This is a genomic window from Pseudomonas sp. S36 (assembly GCF_016647875.1).
Taxonomy (GTDB): Bacteria; Pseudomonadota; Gammaproteobacteria; order Pseudomonadales; family Pseudomonadaceae; genus Aquipseudomonas; species Aquipseudomonas parafulva.
Window position 1 is genome coordinate 1 of sequence record NZ_JACVVG010000004.1, and the last position, 17,946, is coordinate 17,946.

General features: G+C 57.4%; 15 protein-coding genes. 7 read left to right on the forward strand and 8 right to left on the reverse strand.

Going from position 1 to position 17,946, the window contains the following annotated elements:
* Positions 1-227 precede the first annotated feature (227 nt).
* Complete coding sequence (locus IAE36_RS03070) at positions 228-881, reverse strand: LexA family protein (protein WP_201164700.1); 654 nt, start codon at positions 879-881, stop codon at positions 228-230.
* Positions 882-1,010: 129 nt separating this feature from the next.
* Between IAE36_RS03070 and IAE36_RS03075 the strand changes: the two genes are divergently transcribed.
* From IAE36_RS03075 to glsB, 3 genes are all read left to right on the forward strand, one after another.
* Entirely contained in the window at positions 1,011-1,322 is a 312-nt protein-coding gene (locus tag IAE36_RS03075) for a DUF6124 family protein (RefSeq protein ID WP_028632302.1), read from the forward strand.
* Positions 1,323-1,745: 423 nt separating this feature from the next.
* Positions 1,746-2,258 (forward strand): DUF4880 domain-containing protein, encoded by a 513-nt coding sequence (locus IAE36_RS03080; RefSeq protein ID WP_201210111.1) that lies wholly within the window; start codon positions 1,746-1,748, stop codon positions 2,256-2,258.
* A gap of 78 nt (positions 2,259-2,336) precedes the next feature.
* Complete coding sequence (gene glsB / locus IAE36_RS03085) at positions 2,337-3,257, forward strand: glutaminase B (protein ID WP_201210118.1); 921 nt, start codon at positions 2,337-2,339, stop codon at positions 3,255-3,257.
* On the opposite strand, the gene IAE36_RS03090 is transcribed toward glsB, so the two are convergent.
* From IAE36_RS03090 to IAE36_RS03105, 4 genes are all read right to left on the reverse strand, one after another.
* Complete coding sequence (locus tag IAE36_RS03090; protein WP_201210285.1) at positions 3,226-4,479, reverse strand: multidrug effflux MFS transporter; 1,254 nt, start codon at positions 4,477-4,479, stop codon at positions 3,226-3,228. The two genes, glsB and IAE36_RS03090, sit on opposite strands and share 32 nt — an antisense overlap.
* Before the next feature lie 20 nt (positions 4,480-4,499).
* On the reverse strand, positions 4,500-5,426 hold the full coding sequence (locus tag IAE36_RS03095) for a diiron oxygenase (RefSeq protein ID WP_201210120.1): 927 nt from the start codon (positions 5,424-5,426) through the stop codon (positions 4,500-4,502).
* Entirely contained in the window at positions 5,423-6,484 is a 1,062-nt protein-coding gene (locus IAE36_RS03100; protein WP_201210121.1) for a SagB family peptide dehydrogenase, read from the reverse strand. The genes IAE36_RS03095 and IAE36_RS03100 overlap by 4 nt, the downstream gene beginning before the upstream one ends.
* A 459-nt stretch (positions 6,485-6,943) precedes the next feature.
* On the reverse strand, positions 6,944-8,326 hold the full coding sequence (locus IAE36_RS03105) for an aminotransferase-like domain-containing protein (RefSeq protein ID WP_201210122.1): 1,383 nt from the start codon (positions 8,324-8,326) through the stop codon (positions 6,944-6,946).
* 121 nt (positions 8,327-8,447) lie between these two features.
* Between IAE36_RS03105 and IAE36_RS03110 the strand changes: the two genes are divergently transcribed.
* Positions 8,448-9,317, forward strand: coding sequence for a DMT family transporter (locus tag IAE36_RS03110; RefSeq protein ID WP_201210124.1), 870 nt, complete (start codon positions 8,448-8,450; stop codon positions 9,315-9,317).
* Positions 9,318-9,504: 187 nt separating this feature from the next.
* On the opposite strand, the gene tssM is transcribed toward IAE36_RS03110, so the two are convergent.
* The 3 genes from tssM to vasI are packed head-to-tail and all read right to left on the reverse strand — an operon-like array spanning position 9,505 to position 15,198.
* Positions 9,505-13,113: a type VI secretion system membrane subunit TssM gene (gene tssM, locus IAE36_RS03115; protein ID WP_201210293.1), complete on the reverse strand. Its 3,609-nt coding sequence runs from the start codon at positions 13,111-13,113 to the stop codon at positions 9,505-9,507.
* A complete protein-coding gene (tssA, locus tag IAE36_RS03120; RefSeq protein WP_201210132.1) occupies positions 13,088-14,578 on the reverse strand; it encodes a type VI secretion system protein TssA in 1,491 nt (496 codons plus the stop codon). The genes tssM and tssA overlap by 26 nt, the downstream gene beginning before the upstream one ends.
* On the reverse strand, positions 14,566-15,198 hold the full coding sequence (gene vasI / locus IAE36_RS03125; RefSeq protein ID WP_201210135.1) for a type VI secretion system-associated protein VasI: 633 nt from the start codon (positions 15,196-15,198) through the stop codon (positions 14,566-14,568). The genes tssA and vasI overlap by 13 nt, the downstream gene beginning before the upstream one ends.
* 327 nt (positions 15,199-15,525) lie before the next feature.
* On the opposite strand from vasI, the gene tssB reads away from it, so the two are divergent.
* From tssB to tssE, 3 genes are read left to right on the forward strand one after another with little or no spacing between them, the layout of a single operon-like run.
* Positions 15,526-16,029 carry a type VI secretion system contractile sheath small subunit gene (gene tssB / locus IAE36_RS03130; RefSeq protein WP_201210138.1) on the forward strand — a complete coding sequence of 168 codons (504 nt, stop codon included), beginning with the start codon at positions 15,526-15,528 and terminating at the stop codon, positions 16,027-16,029.
* A gap of 16 nt (positions 16,030-16,045) precedes the next feature.
* On the forward strand, positions 16,046-17,536 hold the full coding sequence (gene tssC / locus IAE36_RS03135; RefSeq protein ID WP_201210144.1) for a type VI secretion system contractile sheath large subunit: 1,491 nt from the start codon (positions 16,046-16,048) through the stop codon (positions 17,534-17,536).
* A complete protein-coding gene (tssE, locus tag IAE36_RS03140; RefSeq protein ID WP_201210152.1) occupies positions 17,533-17,943 on the forward strand; it encodes a type VI secretion system baseplate subunit TssE in 411 nt (136 codons plus the stop codon). The genes tssC and tssE overlap by 4 nt, the downstream gene beginning before the upstream one ends.
* Positions 17,944-17,946: the final 3 nt, after the last annotated feature.

Here is a 17,946-nt window from a genome sequence, read left to right on the forward strand (position 1 = left end):
GAGACCGAGCGCCGCCCGCGCGGCGCATCGCGAGCTTTGCTCGCTCCTACGGTTGTTTTGGGCCAGTTACGCCTGTGACGGGCGCGCGCGACCGCCTTGTGGGTACGGCGCAAGATCGTGTTGCGCCCCCAGGAGTTCGCCGGCAGATAGCGCAGCAGAAAATGGCCCAAGGCACCCGTAGGAGCGAGCAAAGCTCGCGATGCGCCGGCACGGCGCTAACAGCACCGTCAAAACGACCCGTGCACACGCACCACCACACCCAGGAATTCGCAGCCGTCCTCACACAAAACCGTGGGATACCGCGCATTCAAGGGCCTGAGCATCTTGTCACCGCCCTCTTCCACCAATTGGCGCAACACCGCGGGACGCCCAGGTTGCCGCGCGATAACCAGGTTGCCTGGTTTCGCATCAAGCCCTGTGTCAACCAGTACTCGCATACCTTCAGGCACGCTCTGGCCGCTAGTTGCATTCATCGAGTCATTCTCAACAGCCAACCAGAACGCGTTGCCCGCAGGCATGTAATCAGTCTGTTCGTGGACTTCGCTGGCGTCCGGAAGCGGCCCTTGCAGGTCAGCCCATGCCAGCACTGGAAACCTGAAGCTGGCGTAAAGCAGTGCCTGGGGGGAAATCGGCCGTGCCGGCCCATAGTGTGGTGATGTCTCGCGCACGATATCGCGCTCAACCACCATCACTTGCGCTTCGAGATAGATAAGTCCCAGCTTTTCGAGCTTTTCATTGATGGTTTCCAGAGTCGGCCGTCGCGTGCCACGCAGCCAATGACCCACACCACCCTGGGTCATACCAAGGCGCTCAGCCAATTTCAGCTGGCTGAGGTTATGTTCGCGCTTGTAGCGCTTGAGAAATGCATTCCAATTTTCCATGGCCGAAACAATACGGACTGTATTACTGCCAGCAATACACAATCCGAATTATTTTTAAGCCGCCAAATAGTACAGATTGACCTATCCTAGGGTTTCAGTGTGTTTGACGGGAACTCATAAGGTATCGCGATGAAACCATCGAAAAACGACGAAACAGATCTCGACAGCGAAGCAGCCCGCCGCGCCCTCGATTACTACCTGAACCCCAACCCTCCACGCCCCACGCTGGAGAACAAAATCTGGACGCTGCATGAAGGCGTTACCAGCGAGCAGGCCCAGGAGCACGCCATCGCTCTGCTGCGATGCGCCGCCGCAACCGCCCAGGAAACGGCCACGCACCAGCATGGCAGCCAGCGGGAGCTCACGTTTGCGTTGATGCACATGATGGACATGGCGCGCGCACTGCTGGAGCACAGGCGCGGGCTGGAAACAGACGGGTAGAAAGAAGGGAAACGTGGTGGCCGCGTTAAGGCAATGGCCCCGATTGCCGGGACAAGGAAGCGCTCCGGTGATTTTTTTTACCGGATGAACAAAAAATCATTTGACTGCCAAATGATAACGATTATTATTGCACTCAGCTGATCGCGAGATCCGCTGGATAATCTGGAGCTTAGGTCGCTCTCAGATTATCTCCTCATCAGGCTAATCACGGTTTTTGACCCGGCTTTTTGCCGGGTCTTTTTTTTGGCTCTTCAGGCTAATGAAGATCGTGATGGCGCGGATGATAGCAAAGGTGTGTCAGAGCGTGAACGCTCATTACAAAACTTTGCTGAATCAGCACTTGAGAATCAATCTCGTTTCACCTACGCTCACTCCCATCACGGAAGACATCACGCCCCTACCCTTATCAGCAAGGAGCTGTCCATGACCCGCCTGCTGCTGCGCCTTGAGGCCCCAACCCCCAGCACCGCCGATGGCGACACTGCGCTACTGCACGCATTGAAGCGGCTGCCCCGGCGGGTACAACAAGTGTTTTTGCTCAGCCGCCTGGACCAGCTCGACTTCACCCGCATCGCCACACGCCTCGACTTGCCGGTGCGCAGCATCGAGCGCCACATGGCCCAAGCCCTGCACGCCGGCCTGCCGCGCCGTGACGTGTTGGCGAGCGTTGCCGGCCAATGGTACGTACGCTTGCAAAGCCCAGGCGTGTCCGCCTGCGAACGCATCGACTTCCGCCGCTGGCTCGATGCACACCCCGCCAACCTGCAGGCGTTTCACGATACCGAAATGCGCTGGCGCAGCCTGCTGGCACCGGCACGGCAACTGGGGCATGACGGTTGGTACCGCCAGGGCAAAGCCGCATTGTCTTTAGGGGGTTGTTCACTGGCCGTTGGCCTGGGTGTGGCAGCGCTGGTGGTGCTGGGGCTCTGGGCCTGATCCACACATCCGTTACGTGCCTTGCCGCCGTGGAGCGTCGTCTGTGACTACTCCACCTTCGTCCCCAAGGCCGTTGCGATGCAAGACATGCTGCAAGAGATCCTCGACCAGGTCCGCCCCCTGCTAAGCCAAGGTCAGGTTGCGCAATACATCCCCGCCCTCGCCCAAGTAGACCCCAACCAGTTGGGCATCGCCGTGCACAGCCTCGACGGCCAGCTGCACTGCGCTGGCGACGCACATACGCCGTTCTCCATCCAGAGCATTTCCAAGGTGTTCAGCCTGGTCCAGGCGATCAACCACAGCGGCGAAGCCATCTGGTCCCGCCTGGGCTACGAGCCCTCCGGCCAGGCGTTCAACTCGCTGGTACAGCTGGAGGTGGAAAAAGGCCGCCCGCGCAACCCCTTCATCAATGCCGGCGCCCTGGTGATCTGCGACATCAACCAGTCACGCTTCGCCACCCCCGCCCTGTCGATGCGCGACTTCGTCCGCCGCCTGGCAGGCAACCCGCGCATCGTCAGCGACGCCGTGGTCGCCGAATCCGAATACCAACACCGCGCCCGCAACGCGGCCATGGCCTGGCTGATGACAGCCTTCGGCAACTTCCACAACGACGTGGACGCCGTACTGGGCAGCTACTTCCACCACTGCGCGCTGTCCATGAACTGCGCAGATGTCGCCCGCGGCTTCGCCTTCCTGGCCAACAGCGGCTACTGCCCACACAGCGGCGAACACATCCTCACCCCCCGCCAGGCCCAGCAGGTAAACGCGATCATGGCCACCAGCGGCCTGTACGACGAGGCCGGCAACTTTGCCTACCGCGTCGGCCTGCCCGGCAAGAGCGGCGTGGGCGGCGGTATTGTCGCGGTGGTGCCGGGGCGGTACAGCATCTGCGTGTGGTCGCCGGCGTTGAATGCCTCGGGGAACTCGCTGGCGGGGATTCGGGCGTTGGAATTGTTGAGTGAGCGGATTACGGCTTCGGTGTTTTCGGCGGTGTTGTGAGGGAGTTGTGGTTACCACGTGGTTGGCGGCGGCCAGAAGCGCATCGCTGGGTGCGGTGGTAATCCGCTGTAGGCTGGCAGTGCTTGAGCACCTGAAGCAATAGCCATCCAAGCATACAGAAAGCAAGAAACATGAAACCAAGGTTCATCGGCGTCACCGTCTTCATGGCTGCCATGAGAGTGCTTGCGAGTCCACCGACCGCAAACATGAGAGTGGTGTTCAGTGCCGACGCCGCTCCGGCGTGACGGGGGTGCCGTGACAACGCCTGAGTGGTAGCGGCAGGCCGTACCAGTGTGGTACCCGCTGTACAAACGATCATCGGAACCATCAGCCCCGCCAAGGTCACTCCTTCTGTCATCTGCCAAAGCAGGAGCAAACAACTGGCAAACCCCACAAGCAGCAACCCCACTCCAACCTGGAGAAGTGGGTTGACCTTACGATTAAACCAGCCAGCGATCACGCCCCCCAATACGTACGACAGCCCATAGCACATGAACACCAAAGAAAATTCATGTGCGGAGAGCTCCAGCGTCCCCATGAGTAAAATGGGGGCTGTGATAACAAATGAAAAATGGCAAGCAAAGGCGAATGCTGATAACAGGGACAAAGACATGTAGGTCCTGTCTAACAACATCTTCCTGTACACATGGAGGATAGGGTCGCGACTACCCGATATCGTATGTTCGGGCGGGATGAATATAATCAGTAGGAATGCAACTAAATTAAGCACTGTGAAAACCAAAAAACTGGACTGCCACCCGAACGACGTTTCCAACATAACGCCAGCCACTGGGGATAAACAGATGAACACCCCACTTGCAGTCGTCAGCATGATACGTACCGCGTTTAATTGCCGCCCTTCATACAGATCTTGCACAAGTGCCTGGCTCAGCACAAAACTACCACACCCCAGCCCCTGAACGAACCGAAAGAACATGAAATCCGTGTAGCGGTTCGCAAGCATGCAACCGACAGCGCCTAGTGTGGCTAATGTCAGTCCAGCCATGAGTAGCCGCTTACGACCGATCCTGTCGGAGAGCGGCCCTATCAATAGTTGTGACAGCGCGACCACGAGAGCAAAACCACTCGCTGAGTACGCTATGTGACTCACATCAACGTCAAACCTGTCCGCGAGCGATGGAAAAGAGGGCAGAATTACATCTATTGGGAACACACCCATCAAGGTCATCAACAATAACAGAGCGAGCAAATAGATACGCATCACAGGTTGATACACGCCATTCACGAAAGTAAGCCTGCGGACTTGAACAATTGGTGATAATGCGTATTACGCAACATATCCGTCCGGCTAATTGCTTGAATTGTTGAAGCAGACAGAGACCTCATTCTTTCCACCCAGCCTCGCTTGAGGTCGGGAAGCACGTGAGACGCCGTAGTGGGGTGCGAGGCGAAAAGCGAATTCACGAAACGCGCTTCGGGCCGACTGAATACCGCCAGCACCTTAATTAAAGTTTCAACCACGTGATCACGCTCACCCGCCCCGAGCTGGCGCCAAAGAATCGAAAAACACTCGATAAAATATATTGAGTGACGCCCTTCGTCATGCAGGTGATCCATAAACATATTTGCCACAGGCCTGACGAGATCATCACGTGTCAGCTCAAGCAACTCGCGAACAATGACAGTTTCTGAAACGAACGCTATACAGAATCGGGTTAGATCTTTGTAGACCTCTGCACTGCTTGAGATAAGGCTATGCATATTTAAGATTCGAGAGGAACTCACCCTATCAAGGGCATAGCGAGTCGCCAATTGATCTGCCAAGTGAAGTGAAAATAGCGCATGATAGCCTTCATCCACATACAGTTGGATTCCCATTCTACGGTCCTCCGCGCTAAAATACTCACTAAGCCCACCGACTGACATACACTGAACAGCCTCATTCACCTGACCCATCTCAAGTTGAGCCGTGTAATCCATGAAATACAATAGATAGTGAATATGGAGAATTTTCCTATTCTCAACCGGCAAGGCACATACAGCTGGATGACTCAATGCAGGACCAAGCAGCGACGGGAACCACATTTCGGGGTCATTGATGGAAAAATCGTCTGGCGTTAGCTCATAGCAGTAGGCTTTCGAGCGCACTGTACTTGATGAGTCCCACGCTTTGAAAACTCTTGACCTGCGATTTAATACACCCATCATTTTTGATCCGCCTCCCGAGACGTCAATAAATCACGCATGCAGTCGGGTATGGCAGCACCCTCGCTGTATCCGCAGGCCACGAAAAATAGGACGTGCTCACAGGGGTTATCTAGCGCGATTCTTTGTTCAACGAGCGAGTCATTCAGAGCACCGGTTAACCAAGTCTGCATACCCGTCGCAGTGGCTGAAAGTTGGAAAGTCTGCGCAACATGCCCAACCTCAATCAGGGCCATCCTGTAGGCTCTCGAGTGCTTGTACTTCCACCACAGCTTGTCGAAACGCGACGTCAGAAATAATCCGACAGGTACATTATTAACGAAGTGCTGACCGGCGACTAAATCGCCGAGTTTTGAAACCAGCCCACCACGCCAGTGTAGGCTATGGTGCTGGGGATCATAGTAATAGAAGCCAGGGTGTAGACCCGTTACGTTTGAGACATATACATACCCTTCCGTCGCGTTGAGTCCACCTGCAGAAGGGCTCAAACGGCGCTGGGCAAACGGGTCACTCGTCATCGTACAGTCTGTCCGAGAACGTGCGACTGAGAAGCCTAATGTTTGCTGAAGGATACGACCAAGATCAACCAAAGAGACAGGCGTGTCTTTAAAATTTCTAACCGTTATACGCTGCCCCATTACACGGCTGACTTCGTCGCTATCATCCCATTGAGGCAACAAAAACCCGTCACCCTCTGCCGGGCCTGATGAAAATCTCTCTTGTTGCAGAGCTTCATCACAGTGAGCAAGATAGTGGACTGCCCACTCTGTTTCATTCGATGGCTGGTCGTCCGTTATAAGATCTTTTGTTCCAATATGGAAGATCCGTGAAAGGATATCCCAGTCCCACGGATGGGTTTGCGCACCCTCCTCTGCAATGATCCCGACACCTCTAAGATCAGTCATAACATCAACGCCGTCATCATTATCAGCGCCGCCATAAATGTGATTGATCACTTCAATCGCATTTGCTCTGGAGAGTTGGTACTGCTTATGCTGCTTGAAATCCCAGCACACCAATGAATCTTGGAAACCTATAAAAAAGCAATTTTCATTTATCATTTAACCTCCCAATTGAAGCGCAGGCCGGCACTGCACTTCAATTTTCAACACTCAGGGATTACTTGCACGCCTGAACCACAAGCGCAAAGTTTGCCAACTGGGTAGTTTCCATTTGGATAATTTTCATTTTTGTATCTCCATTAAGATGCCGCGTCATTGCGGCACTTCAGAGAGTAGTGCAGATGGAAAGATGTACAAGCTGGAGTGCCGTCGGAAACTTCCCAGGTAGTTGTGGGACTTTTTACCTGCGGGAATTTTATTAGCTAAAATCGTCACTTACATCGCCAGCAAACTCCCTAGTTGAAGCACTAAATGCTTCAGGTGGTCGCTGTTCAGCCGCAACTTCAAGCGCCTGCTCGGCCGGACACCGTTGGCGGAAGTGGCACGGATGAAGCAGGCCTATGCGTTGCCGCGCCGACTACACCCTCGCCGTTCGTGTCATCACACTAGCGCTCGCGACTATGCACCCAGCGCCCGTTTCAGCACTTCGTAGATCCTGGTGTCTTCCGCTTGGGCAACGTTGAACCGCAGGTAATCCCCCGCCGTCATGGACTGGCTGAACGCATTGCCGGGCGCCAGCAATACACCTTCCTTCAGGCAGGCCCGGGCCAAGGTTGCGGCATCCTTGCCTTCAGGCAGTTGGCACCAGACGTACATGCCTGCCCGGGGAATTATCCAGGGCTTGATACCGACGGCCTGAAGCCTCGCGACCGTGCTGTCCATGGCCTCGGCCAACCTGAGACGAACGCTCTCTAAGTGCTTTCGGTACCCGCTATCGGTAATCGCCTGATGGATGATGCCCGCGGCCAAGCGCCCAGCCCCGAAGGTGGTGGCAATCTTGAGGTCGACCAAGCTCTCAATCCAGTCGCCACGGGCGGCGATATAGCCACAGCGGATGGAAGCAGAGATGGTCTTGGAGAAGCTGCCTATCTGGATGACGCGATTGAGACCATCGAAGGCCGACAGCCGTGGCGCGGGGGTATGCTCGAAATCCGCGAAAATGTCGTCCTCCACGATCACCAGGTTGGATGTGTCGGCCAGCTTCAGCAACCGGTGCGCCGTGACCGGAGACAAAGTGGCCCCGGTCGGGTTGTGGATGCCGGAATTGGTCATGTACAACCTGGGCGCGTGCTTTAGCAGAGCCGCGCCGAACGCATCGATGTCTGGGCCGTTCTGCGTGTAGGGCACGCCTACGATGTTCACCCTGTGTGCTTTCAGTAGCGCGTGAAAGTTGAAATAGCAGGGGTCGTCAACCAGGACGGTGTCCCCCGGCTCCAGGAGAAAGCGGCAAATCAGGTCGATGGCCTGGGTGCCGGAGTCTGTGAGCATGATGTGCTCCAGCGGCACTTCAAGGCCGCTTCCTGCCAGCCGTCTGGACAGGAATTGCCTGAGCGGCGGATGCCCTAGCGGCGAAGCGTACTCGGTGAGTTGCAGTGTGTCGGAACGGGCTGCTATTCGAAGCGCCTTGCGCACGCCGGCTTCGTGCATCCAGGACGCAGGTAGCCACCCGCACCCCGGTTTCAGCGCTTCGCTGGAGCTTTCAAGCGACTGGCGCGAAATCCACAGTGGGTCGACTTCACGATCGAGCCTAGGGCCGAGCTCGGTCAGTGCCAACGGCGCCACGGGCCCGGCTACGTAGTAGCCCGAGCCAGGGCGTGAGCTGAGTACACCCTCGGCCATCAACCTTTCGTAGGCCTCGAGAACGGTGGAAACCGATACCTGCATGGCTTGCGCCATTGCCCGCACCGAGGGAATACGCGCACCTGGTGTGTAGGTTCGAGAGGCAATCCTGGACTGGACCTCGCCCATGACTGTCCGGATCAGCGTTGCACCGCGTTTCATCTCACCCTCAACTGTGCTGGATTGATGTGCATAACAGTTCGACCAAACTGTACTGGATTGTACATGGCCCGGTTGCGCCCGTAAGTGATGTACTGAACCCGCACTTACAGAGGGCTGGGCAATGCAAAGATCAACAAGCGGATGGATCAACGGCTTCATAGGCGTCGCAATCTTCGCGGGCTCCCTGCCGGCGACCCGTGTGGCAGTGACGGGCTTCGAACCAACGTTCCTGACCTCTGCCAGGGCAACGATTGCCGCCCTGTTGGGTGCGCTTCTCTTGCTGGTGCTGCGCCAGCCTCGACCTGAACGGCGTAACGTGTGGCCATTGGCTGTAACCGCGCTGGGCGTGGTTATCGGGTTTCCGCTGCTGACGGCCCTGGCCCTGCAGCACGTCACCTCTGCGCACTCCATAGTCTTCGTGGGGCTGCTGCCACTGTGTACCGCAGGGTTTGCCGTGCTGCGGGGCGGCGAGCGGCCCAAGCCATTGTTCTGGCTGTTCTCGATGATGGGCGCCGGGATCGTGGCAGGTTACGCGTTGATGAATGGCGGTGAGGCTTCCGCGGTGGGCGACCTGCTGATGATGGCAGCGGTAGTCGTCTGTGGCTTGGGTTACGCGGAAGGGGCACGTCTGTCGCGAACATTGGGGGGCTGGCAGGTGATCAGCTGGGCGTTGCTGGTGGCGTTGCCGCTGATGCTGCTGCTAACCATTATTAATCTTCCGGCGCCAGCTGCCTTCGCCAAGGTAAGCGCGCCTGCGTGGTTCAGCCTCGGCTACGTTTCACTGTTCAGCATGCTGATCGGGTTTGTGTTCTGGTACCGAGGGCTGGTCCAGGGTGGCATTGCAGCGGTGGGCCAGCTGCAACTGTTTCAGCCGTTCATAGGGCTTGGGCTGGCAGCGTTGCTGCTGCATGAGCAGGTCAGCTGGACGATGCTGGTGGTAACGCTGGGGGCCGTCATCTGTGTTGCAGGGGCAAAGAAATACGCGCTGTAGAGTAGGAACCGGGACAGGGAATAAAGCGTGGCGTATGCGCGGATGTGGACGGTTGCTCCATTTTCATGTGCCTAGTGTGCAGGATACTGCGGACGTCGCGATGGGTCGGTAGCGGTCAGTAGTGACAGGCGGCTTTCGACCCGAGGCGGCCTGTCACACACGGCAATAAGTTCTCCCCTCTCATTGCTTACAGCCCGGCCTGCGTCATCGGCCCGCCCCCTGGCGACGCCTGTAACAACCCCCGGGGCAGTCGGAAGCCTTTAAAAGGCGCTTGCGTAATGGGGTTGAATGCCTTCTCAGCGTTGAGCCTGTAACGCATCAGGCCATCGCCGGTTCTGAAGCTCAGGTCTACGCTGGTCGCAGTACGCCCATTGAGCGAGCCACGGCTAAGTAAGCGGAACATCGACCACGGACCACGGTACTCAAGGCTGCTGCTATTACCGTTCTGTCTGAGCAATGTCAGGTTGCTGCGGACCTGCTGCCTCAGGGTATTTGGCCACACGATACCCGTGATCTGGCCTAGGCCATGGGTGTAGGAAATCAGTTGCCCATCCAAGTCAAGCAAGCTGGTGCGCTGATTGGCACTCAGCCCCAGTGGCTCAATGCTGAACTGCACGCTCAGGTTACCGTGCTGATCGAAAAACGCCTCACGGATACGGTCTGCCTGCTCCAGCTGCTCCAGCACATCACCGCGCACCAGTGACCGACCCTGCTGGCCGGCTTGCAAGGCTTCGAGGTTATCCTTCAAGAAGACTTTCAGATACTGATCATGAAACTGCTGCAGTCGCCCCTTCGGCCCGAAGAAGGCTTCAAAGTCGTCGAGAGAGGCATCGGGCGCCCTTACAACGAAGGGGTAGCGCTCAGCCAGGCGCTGCTGGAAGAAACTATACACCTCGGCATCCCAGCGCCGCTCCAGCTCACGCAGGGCTTCCACATTCAGCACTTGTGCGGTTTGATCGGCCAGTTTTCTGACGTGGTGATTGATCGGTTCGGGTAGCCCAGTTGCCACCCGTTGCAGGGTGCCGATGGGGTCTTGACCCGTCATCGAGAAACGTTGAATTACGGCCTGCAGAGCGGCTTTGCCTCGTTCGGGGCTATCCTGCACTGCCTTGGCATAGTCGTGCACAGCGGCGATGGCATTAAGGGTTTCGTCGTAGTAACTAGGTTTCTCTGCGGCTGCCTGCAGCATGGCACTCAGCCCGGTGAAGGTACGTTGAATAGCCCAGGCGTGTCGCTGCTCAAGCTTGTTAGTCGTCGGTAGCAGCGATTCGGCATCCCCAGATGCAGCTGCAACCGTTGGCGATGAGAGCGACGTATTACTTCTGACAGTATCCAGCAGCCGATGCATGGGCGCAGCCGGCCCGGTCAGTTGCCCCAGCACCGCTACCCCGTGTTCCAGGTCGCGGAAGTCTGCCACCGCAAATGCATTCAAGGCACCTCGCCAGCTATCGATAAAATCAGCACTGTATAAGCTGCGCAGTCGCTCGCCCAGGGCTTCCCGGTCGGCATCCGAGTACTCGAGCTGGTCACGCTCTCCAAGCGCCCACTGGTCGATCATCGCCATCTCTGCAAACCGTTGACTACGAGGTTCGAAGTATTCTTTGAAACCTTTGGCGGTGAGCATATGCGCTATAAGCAAACCTCTACTTTGACTCGAGCCTGGCGAGGGCTGATAGACCACATCGAACGCAGGCCCGATCTGGTGGCGCAGATCCAGACTGGCCGGCAACTCGTTCCCGGCCTGCTGCTTGAGGCTTGCATACACTCGCTCGGGCAATGGCACCTTTTTCAAGACCTGCTGCACGCCTGCCACGCGCAGGCTGTATTGGGGTAAATCGGTGTCGGCATAAGCCAAGGCGTACTTCAGGTGCCGCATCAGGTCGCCTTGCAGTGGCCCTTGACCTGGAAACTTCACCTGCCAATGGCGGGCCATCCAGTCCTCCACCCATCCAGCCCGGCGACTGTTGCGGTCTTCGAGCATTCGGTAGACCCGAAGCGCAGCCATTTGCTGTTCACTTCCCGGCGGTGCAGCCTCCATGGCTTCCACAACGCCACTGGCCAAGGCGGGTAGGAACCGCTTGGACAACAATGTGATGTAAGCCTCATCAACGCGGGGGCCTATGGCGCGCCCCTGGTACAACCCAAGGTCAGAAATACCCGGCCACGCGGTGCGGTAATCGCCAAACACCGATACGGCATTGCGGATCTGGCCCAACGGCTCCAACAGATTGCGACCTGTGGGGTCCAGGCGCTGGTCCACTTCGTGGTCACTGTATTCCTTGCTCTTGGCAAGCACGCTGGCGGCTTTGGTACCATTGATAGCGTAATAGCGCTGCCAGCCGGCCATGACCACACAAAAAGCCAGTACTCCAACACCCGAGCCGATCCAGAACAGTTGGCGCTTTTTGCCCGCTACCCTGATGTTGTCCCCGGCAAGCCCCGCCTCTTTGTAGATGACGCTGCTGAAGGCGTGCTGGATGAAGTAAACCAGCGCCTTGACCTGCCCCTTGCCCTCTCGTAACGGCAGCTGGGTTCTATAGGGCTGGGCCGCTTCGCGAACGAACGCATTGAACATGTCGCCTTGCTGCACGACCGAAGACCAATAGACGCCACGTACCAAGGCAGGTGTGGTGAAACGATCACTGGCGAGTGTTTCTTGCAGAAGGTTCAGCAGTATCGGGCCTAGCCCAATCAACTGAGCATGTAGCGAGAACAGGCGTGAACGTAGCGGCGCATCCCCCAGGGCATTGAGCCGGTCCAACACCTGCTCGAATACCGTGCCGATCAGTTGATCATAATTTCTGCCGTATTCATCCAGCCATGCGTCGACCGAACCGGTTGCATCGAGCTTGAATGTGAAACCAAGCATCTGCTCCCTGGAGGCGGCCGAAAGGCCCGCATAGAATTGATCGAAGCCGTCCAGCAAATCGAACTTTGTCAGCACGACATACAGCGGCAGGCGCGAGCCCAATGTATTGCCCACCTCGTATAACCGCGCGCGCAGCCCATGAGCCAGCGCTACCCGTTGAGCTGGCGTGCCATGGAGCAGCGCTGGCAAGTCGACAACCAGCAAAAGGCCGTTGAGAGCCCGCTGGCTTCTGTTATGCACCAGCCAACCCAGCATGTGCTCCCACAGCCTGGCCGATGTTGCAGGTGGTATATCTGGCACGTCTGCCGGGTCCGTGACTGGACCTGTAAACGATCCCTGACGGATGAAAGCGCCCGGCGGGTCGATAATCACCGCGTCGTTGCTGATCCACCAACCTATCGGGTAGACCAGCGCTTGAGCTTGTCGCCCCCGCGCTTGCGCTTTATCGATGCGTGTCAGCGAAAAATTTTGCTCGGTATGATCCAGCAAGCTCGTCTTTCCCGCCTGTTGGTCGCCCAGCACCAGATACCAGGGCAGCCGGTACAGAGCACGTCGCCCGCCTGCGCTGTCCAGATAGCGCGCCAGCCCTTGGTCCAATGCCCTCTCTTGCGTCTGAACGAAAGGCAGCACAGGGTCCAACTGTGCGGCCGCTGAGCGGTTGCGCTCGGCCTGCAGGCGTCGGAAACGGGTGCGCAGTATCAGAAGCCAAAACAACAATGGCACCCATACAAGCGTAAGGCTCGCCAGGGCGCGGTGCGCCACGCTGGCCAGTGGCTGCTGTTCGCGCCAGCTCCATTCTGGGCCCAGCCACCAGATAGCCACCAACATTAGCGCCGCGCCCAGCCCTAGCAGCAGCGGCATGGCCGCGCCGACACGGGTCACCAAAGGCAGACCCCAGCGCTTAAGATGCTTCCATCGTTGACTCATCATGACTCCCGTTCGTTGATCCCGCCGGCCCGCGGTTAAGGGGTGACGCATACTGCCCAAGGCGCTTGAACACCTCGGGCTCCCAGCGGCTCGCTGTGGTTTCCTGCATGGTTCGGGCTACGCTTGCACACAGGTCCTGGGCCAACCAGGAAACACCTCGAGCGGCTAACAGGTCTGCGGCGATAACGGTGGTGTGGCAGCGCTCGCGCAGGCTGTGCAAGTCTGTTTGCATGCCCTGCAGCCTGAGCAAGACCGCCTCCACACCAGTGGTTTCCAACTGGCAGGCCAACTCTTCTCGCAAGGAGGCAAACTCCAGAGGGGCGGCACCCGGCTCGCAGCCAACCTGTGCCCCCTTGAGCCACGCCAGGCATTGGTCATCGACAAAGACCTTGCCGTTGCTAAAGCACAACTGCTCAAGCGCAGGCATGCGCTGCACGAAGCGCGCGGTCGCCGCGCGAATGGCCTCGGCCACCTCACCCATCGCCAGCCGCGTAGCGGCGGTGGCTGCCAGAAAGCTGCCGCGAATCCAGTAAGGGCAAGCCGTAAGGCTTTTTTCGATCCGCTGCAGCAAGACTGTGTCGATTGCAGTGCCGGCAAGGGCGTCTTCGTAGCCCCCGACAATTTCCGGTGGTACTGCCATCAGCTCAGTACGCTTGCCTTGCAGGCTGTGCGGCGGTGCCTGGATGTGCGCCCACAAACCAAACCGACGAAGTTGGTAGCCAGTTGGATCGTATGGGTCTTGCTGATTGACGAGCTCGGCCATGGCCAGCATCGCGCGCCGGGACTCACGTTCATTGCCCAACGGCGCACGTGACAGGGGCGCTGCGATCACTTCAGCGAGCTGCGCAGGCTGGATCGGTCTGCCCGGCGGGTTGTTGATGGTAGGCTGGACATGATCGTCTTGATCCTGCGCGTGCTTGTGCAGCAAGCGCGCCAGTTCTTCCAGCATCGCGTTATCGAGCTGCGCGGCATCGCACTGCAGTAGGAGGCGTTGCAGCGCGTCTTGCGCGGTAGCGGCTTGGGCGGGGCTATACGTGAAACGATCCAGGCGCGGCAAGGCGTGGATCAAGCGCTCAAGCATCAACCCGACCAACTTGCGTGTACCGAGATATCCAGTAGGGCCGGGCTTCGGGTACGCGCTTTCCCAATAGATCTCCACCATGCCGGCCAGTAGCGCCAGGGTAAAAACCCAACGTTCCCAGCATTGGCTGCGCAGCCAAGCGGCACTGAGGTGGGCGGTGATGCGCAAATGTTTACACTGATGCGCCAGGTAGTGCCGCGACGCTTCTTCGATAAAGGCCCAATCGATGGAGGGCGCCTGTAGACCACCCAGCTTGACCATCTCCTGATCAATGGCCTGGTAGGTTTCGTCCTCCACGTCGAACAGGCCGGCCACCTCCCTGGCGTCGATAGGCGCTAGCAGCCGGGCGATATCCTGCGCAGTGACTTCGGCTACCAGCGACATGCTTTACGTGCCTCAGCAATGAGCGGATCAAGCCCTTGAGCGTCGAAGGTCAGACCATCAATTGCCTGGTTGTCACTCTTGACCTCAATGCGATGGGCCTTGACCAACTGTTTGATCTGCTCGATGCCTGGCAAACCTCTGCCAGCGTCCAGTACCTGCCCGTTCTCTGTCACCTGCCAAGCAGTGGAGGCTGTCGAGGCACGCTCCCCTTTCAGGCGCACCATCACACGCCCAGCATCAACGGGTTTAGCGGTTATCAGTTGCAGCCTGGAAATATTCTGAATGCAACTGATCACCAGAAAGGGGTGCGGTGTTGACGAGGCGATTGCAGGGGCTGAGATCATCAGCCCGTCCTCTGCGCGCTTCAGGCGAAATGCCAGGTCTTCATGCGACCGCGTTGCCTCATGGGCCATTACACGAAGCCGTGTAGGCGAGTCCCGCTCTGGTGGAGACCATTGCACAGTTGCCCGATGCGCAGGCGTTCCGGCAGATCTGTCGAAACATGCCAGGCGCTCCAGATTGGACACGATCCCCAGGCAGTCCTGATCGGGGTACCCCAGCACCGGAATCAAACCCAGTATTAATGTAAAAACTAAGCCATAAGAATTTTTACCAAACATTGTAAGTAGATTCCCTATCAATGACGCGGACACCCTATACAGGCGGCGGCATTAAAACTTCCTTACAAGAACCGCCGTGGCGCTTGAATCGACGAAATCCTAGACCATAAAAAACATGTGCCACAAACAAATATTTTTTTACACTTTTAAACTCGACTAACTAACAGACCAAGGCGCATGGTTTTTAAAAGCGCATCCAAAGCCCTGAGTTCAGATCAGCGTGTTATTTCATTCAAGCACCCTGCAAAAGCGAAACTTCCTACAACTTATTCTCACAACCTACACTTACAACTTTACGGAACACACAAACCAAGGAGAGATTCTGCGATGTCAAAATCCACAGGGTCGGTTGCGCCAAAAGAACGCATCAACATTAAGTACGTACCCGCCACGGGCGACCAACAGGCTGAAGTGGAGCTCCCGCACAAGATGTTGGTATTGGGCGACTTCGGCCTTGCAGATGCCCGCGCACTGGAAGACCGCTCGGTCATACGTATTGACAAGCACACCTTCAATAACGTGCTGAATGACGCTGATGTAAGCCTGTCGGTGTGTGTGCCCTCCCTGCTCAGCACAGCCCTAGATGGGGAGCTCGCGGTCGACCTCACGTTCGACTCCATCAATGATTTCGGGCCTGACCGCATTGCCCGCCAAGTGCCTGAACTGAACAAGCTGCTGGACCTTCGCGAGGCATTGGTTGCACTCAAAAGCCCGCTGGGCAACGTGCCGGCGTTTCGCAAGCAGTTACAGGACCTGCTGAACAGCCCGCAAGCGCGCAAACAACTCGCCGAAGAACTGGACCTGGTGCTTGAGGCGCCAACAGAAGACTGAGACAACGGAGCGTCACATGCCAAAGCCCATCAGTACCCCTATCGCCGTTGAAACAGCTGACGGGATTATTAGCAATGCCACCTTGCTCGACCAGATTATGGCGCACACTCAGTTGCAGCCATCCCAGGAGGGTTATCAGGTGGCGCGCCAAGGTGTTTCGGCCTTTATCGCCGATATTCTCAAATCCCCCGACCCAGATCAGAGGGTCAACAAGCACCGCGTGGACCAGATGATTGCCGAACTGGACCGTGTGCTCAGCAAACAAGTGGATGCCATTCTGCATCAACCTGAGTTTCAGCAGTTGGAGTCCGCGTGGCGCAGCCTCAAACTCCTGGTCGACCGAACGGACTTTCGCGAGAACATAAAACTCGAAGTATTGCATGTCACCAAGGCAGAGTTACTCGACGACTTCGAACATGCGGCAGACATCACCTGCAGTGGCATCTACAAACATGTTTACACCGCAGGATATGGCCAATTCGGTGGTGAGCCTGTTGCCGCGATGGTGGGCAACTACAGTTTTGGGCCGTCTTCGCCAGATATCAAACTGCTGAGTTACATGGCCTCCATCGGTGCCATGTCACATGCCCCGTTCCTGGCGGCGCCCTCCCCTGAGTTCTTCAATTTGAATAGCTTTGAGGCGCTGCCCAACCTGAAGGAGATCAAGGACATCTTCGCCGGCCCACGGCACGCCAAATGGCGTGCGTTTCGTGAAAGCGAAGATGCCCGACATACCGGGTTGACCGGGCCACGCTTCATGCTTCGTTCCACCTATCATCCCCAAGACAACCCGATTCACAGCTTCAACTACTGCGAAGATATCGGCGGGCGGCACGACCACTACCTATGGGGCAACTCCGCCTTCTTGCTGGCCAGTTGTATTAACGACAGCTTTGCCCGTTACCGCTGGTGCCCGAACATCATCGGCCCGCAGTCGGGCGGCGCGGTTGAAGACCTGCCGGTGCACCTGTACGAGTCCCTGGGTCAGCTGCAGGCCAAGATCCCTACTGAAGTACTGATTTCTGACCGCAAAGAGTTCGAGCTGGCAGAAGAGGGCTTTATCACCCTGACCATGCGCAAGGACAGCGACAACGCCGCGTTTTTCTCGGCCAACTCGGTACAGAAACCCAAGCACTACCCCAAGACACCGGAAGGCCAACAAGCGCAGACCAACTATAAACTGGGTACGCAGTTGCCCTACTTGTTCATCGTCAACCGGCTCGCGCACTACATCAAAGTACTGCAGCGCGAGCAGATTGGTAGCTGGAAGGAGCGCAAAGACCTTGAGTCCGAACTGAACAAATGGATCAAGCAGTACGTCGCCGACCAGGAAAACCCCTCTGCCGATGTACGCAGTCGGCGCCCACTGCGTGCTGCAAGCGTCGAGGTGTCAGACGTCGCGGGAGACCCAGGCTGGTATCAGGTTTCGCTCGCCGTGCGCCCGCACTTCAAATACATGGGCGCAAATTTCGAGATCTCGCTCGTCGGCAGGCTTGATACCCAATGAGTGGGTTTTTCGATCGCCTGGTGGCGGATCAGTTCGCGAGCCAAGCGCCTTCCAGGCAAGAGAGCGCTTCGCAGAAGTTTGCCGCTATCAAGCGCCATTTGGAAACCTTGCTCAACGCTCGCCAGGGCTGCTCGCAAAGCAGCCCCGACTTGGGCCTACAGGATTTCAATGGACACGATGCCAGTAGTGGCGACCTGCTTAAGCAGGTGAGCGCGGATATCCGCCGCGCCATCCAGCGCTTTGAGCCACGTGTACAGGTGCGAACACTCAAGGTCGTCCCGGATGCCAATGCCCCGCTGGAGCTGCATTTCAAGCTGGACTGCATCGTGCTGGTCAACAACCACGCGCAGCAGTTGCAGCTTGAACTCCTGGTCAACGGCCATAACCGCCACACCCGAGTGAGGTAACCC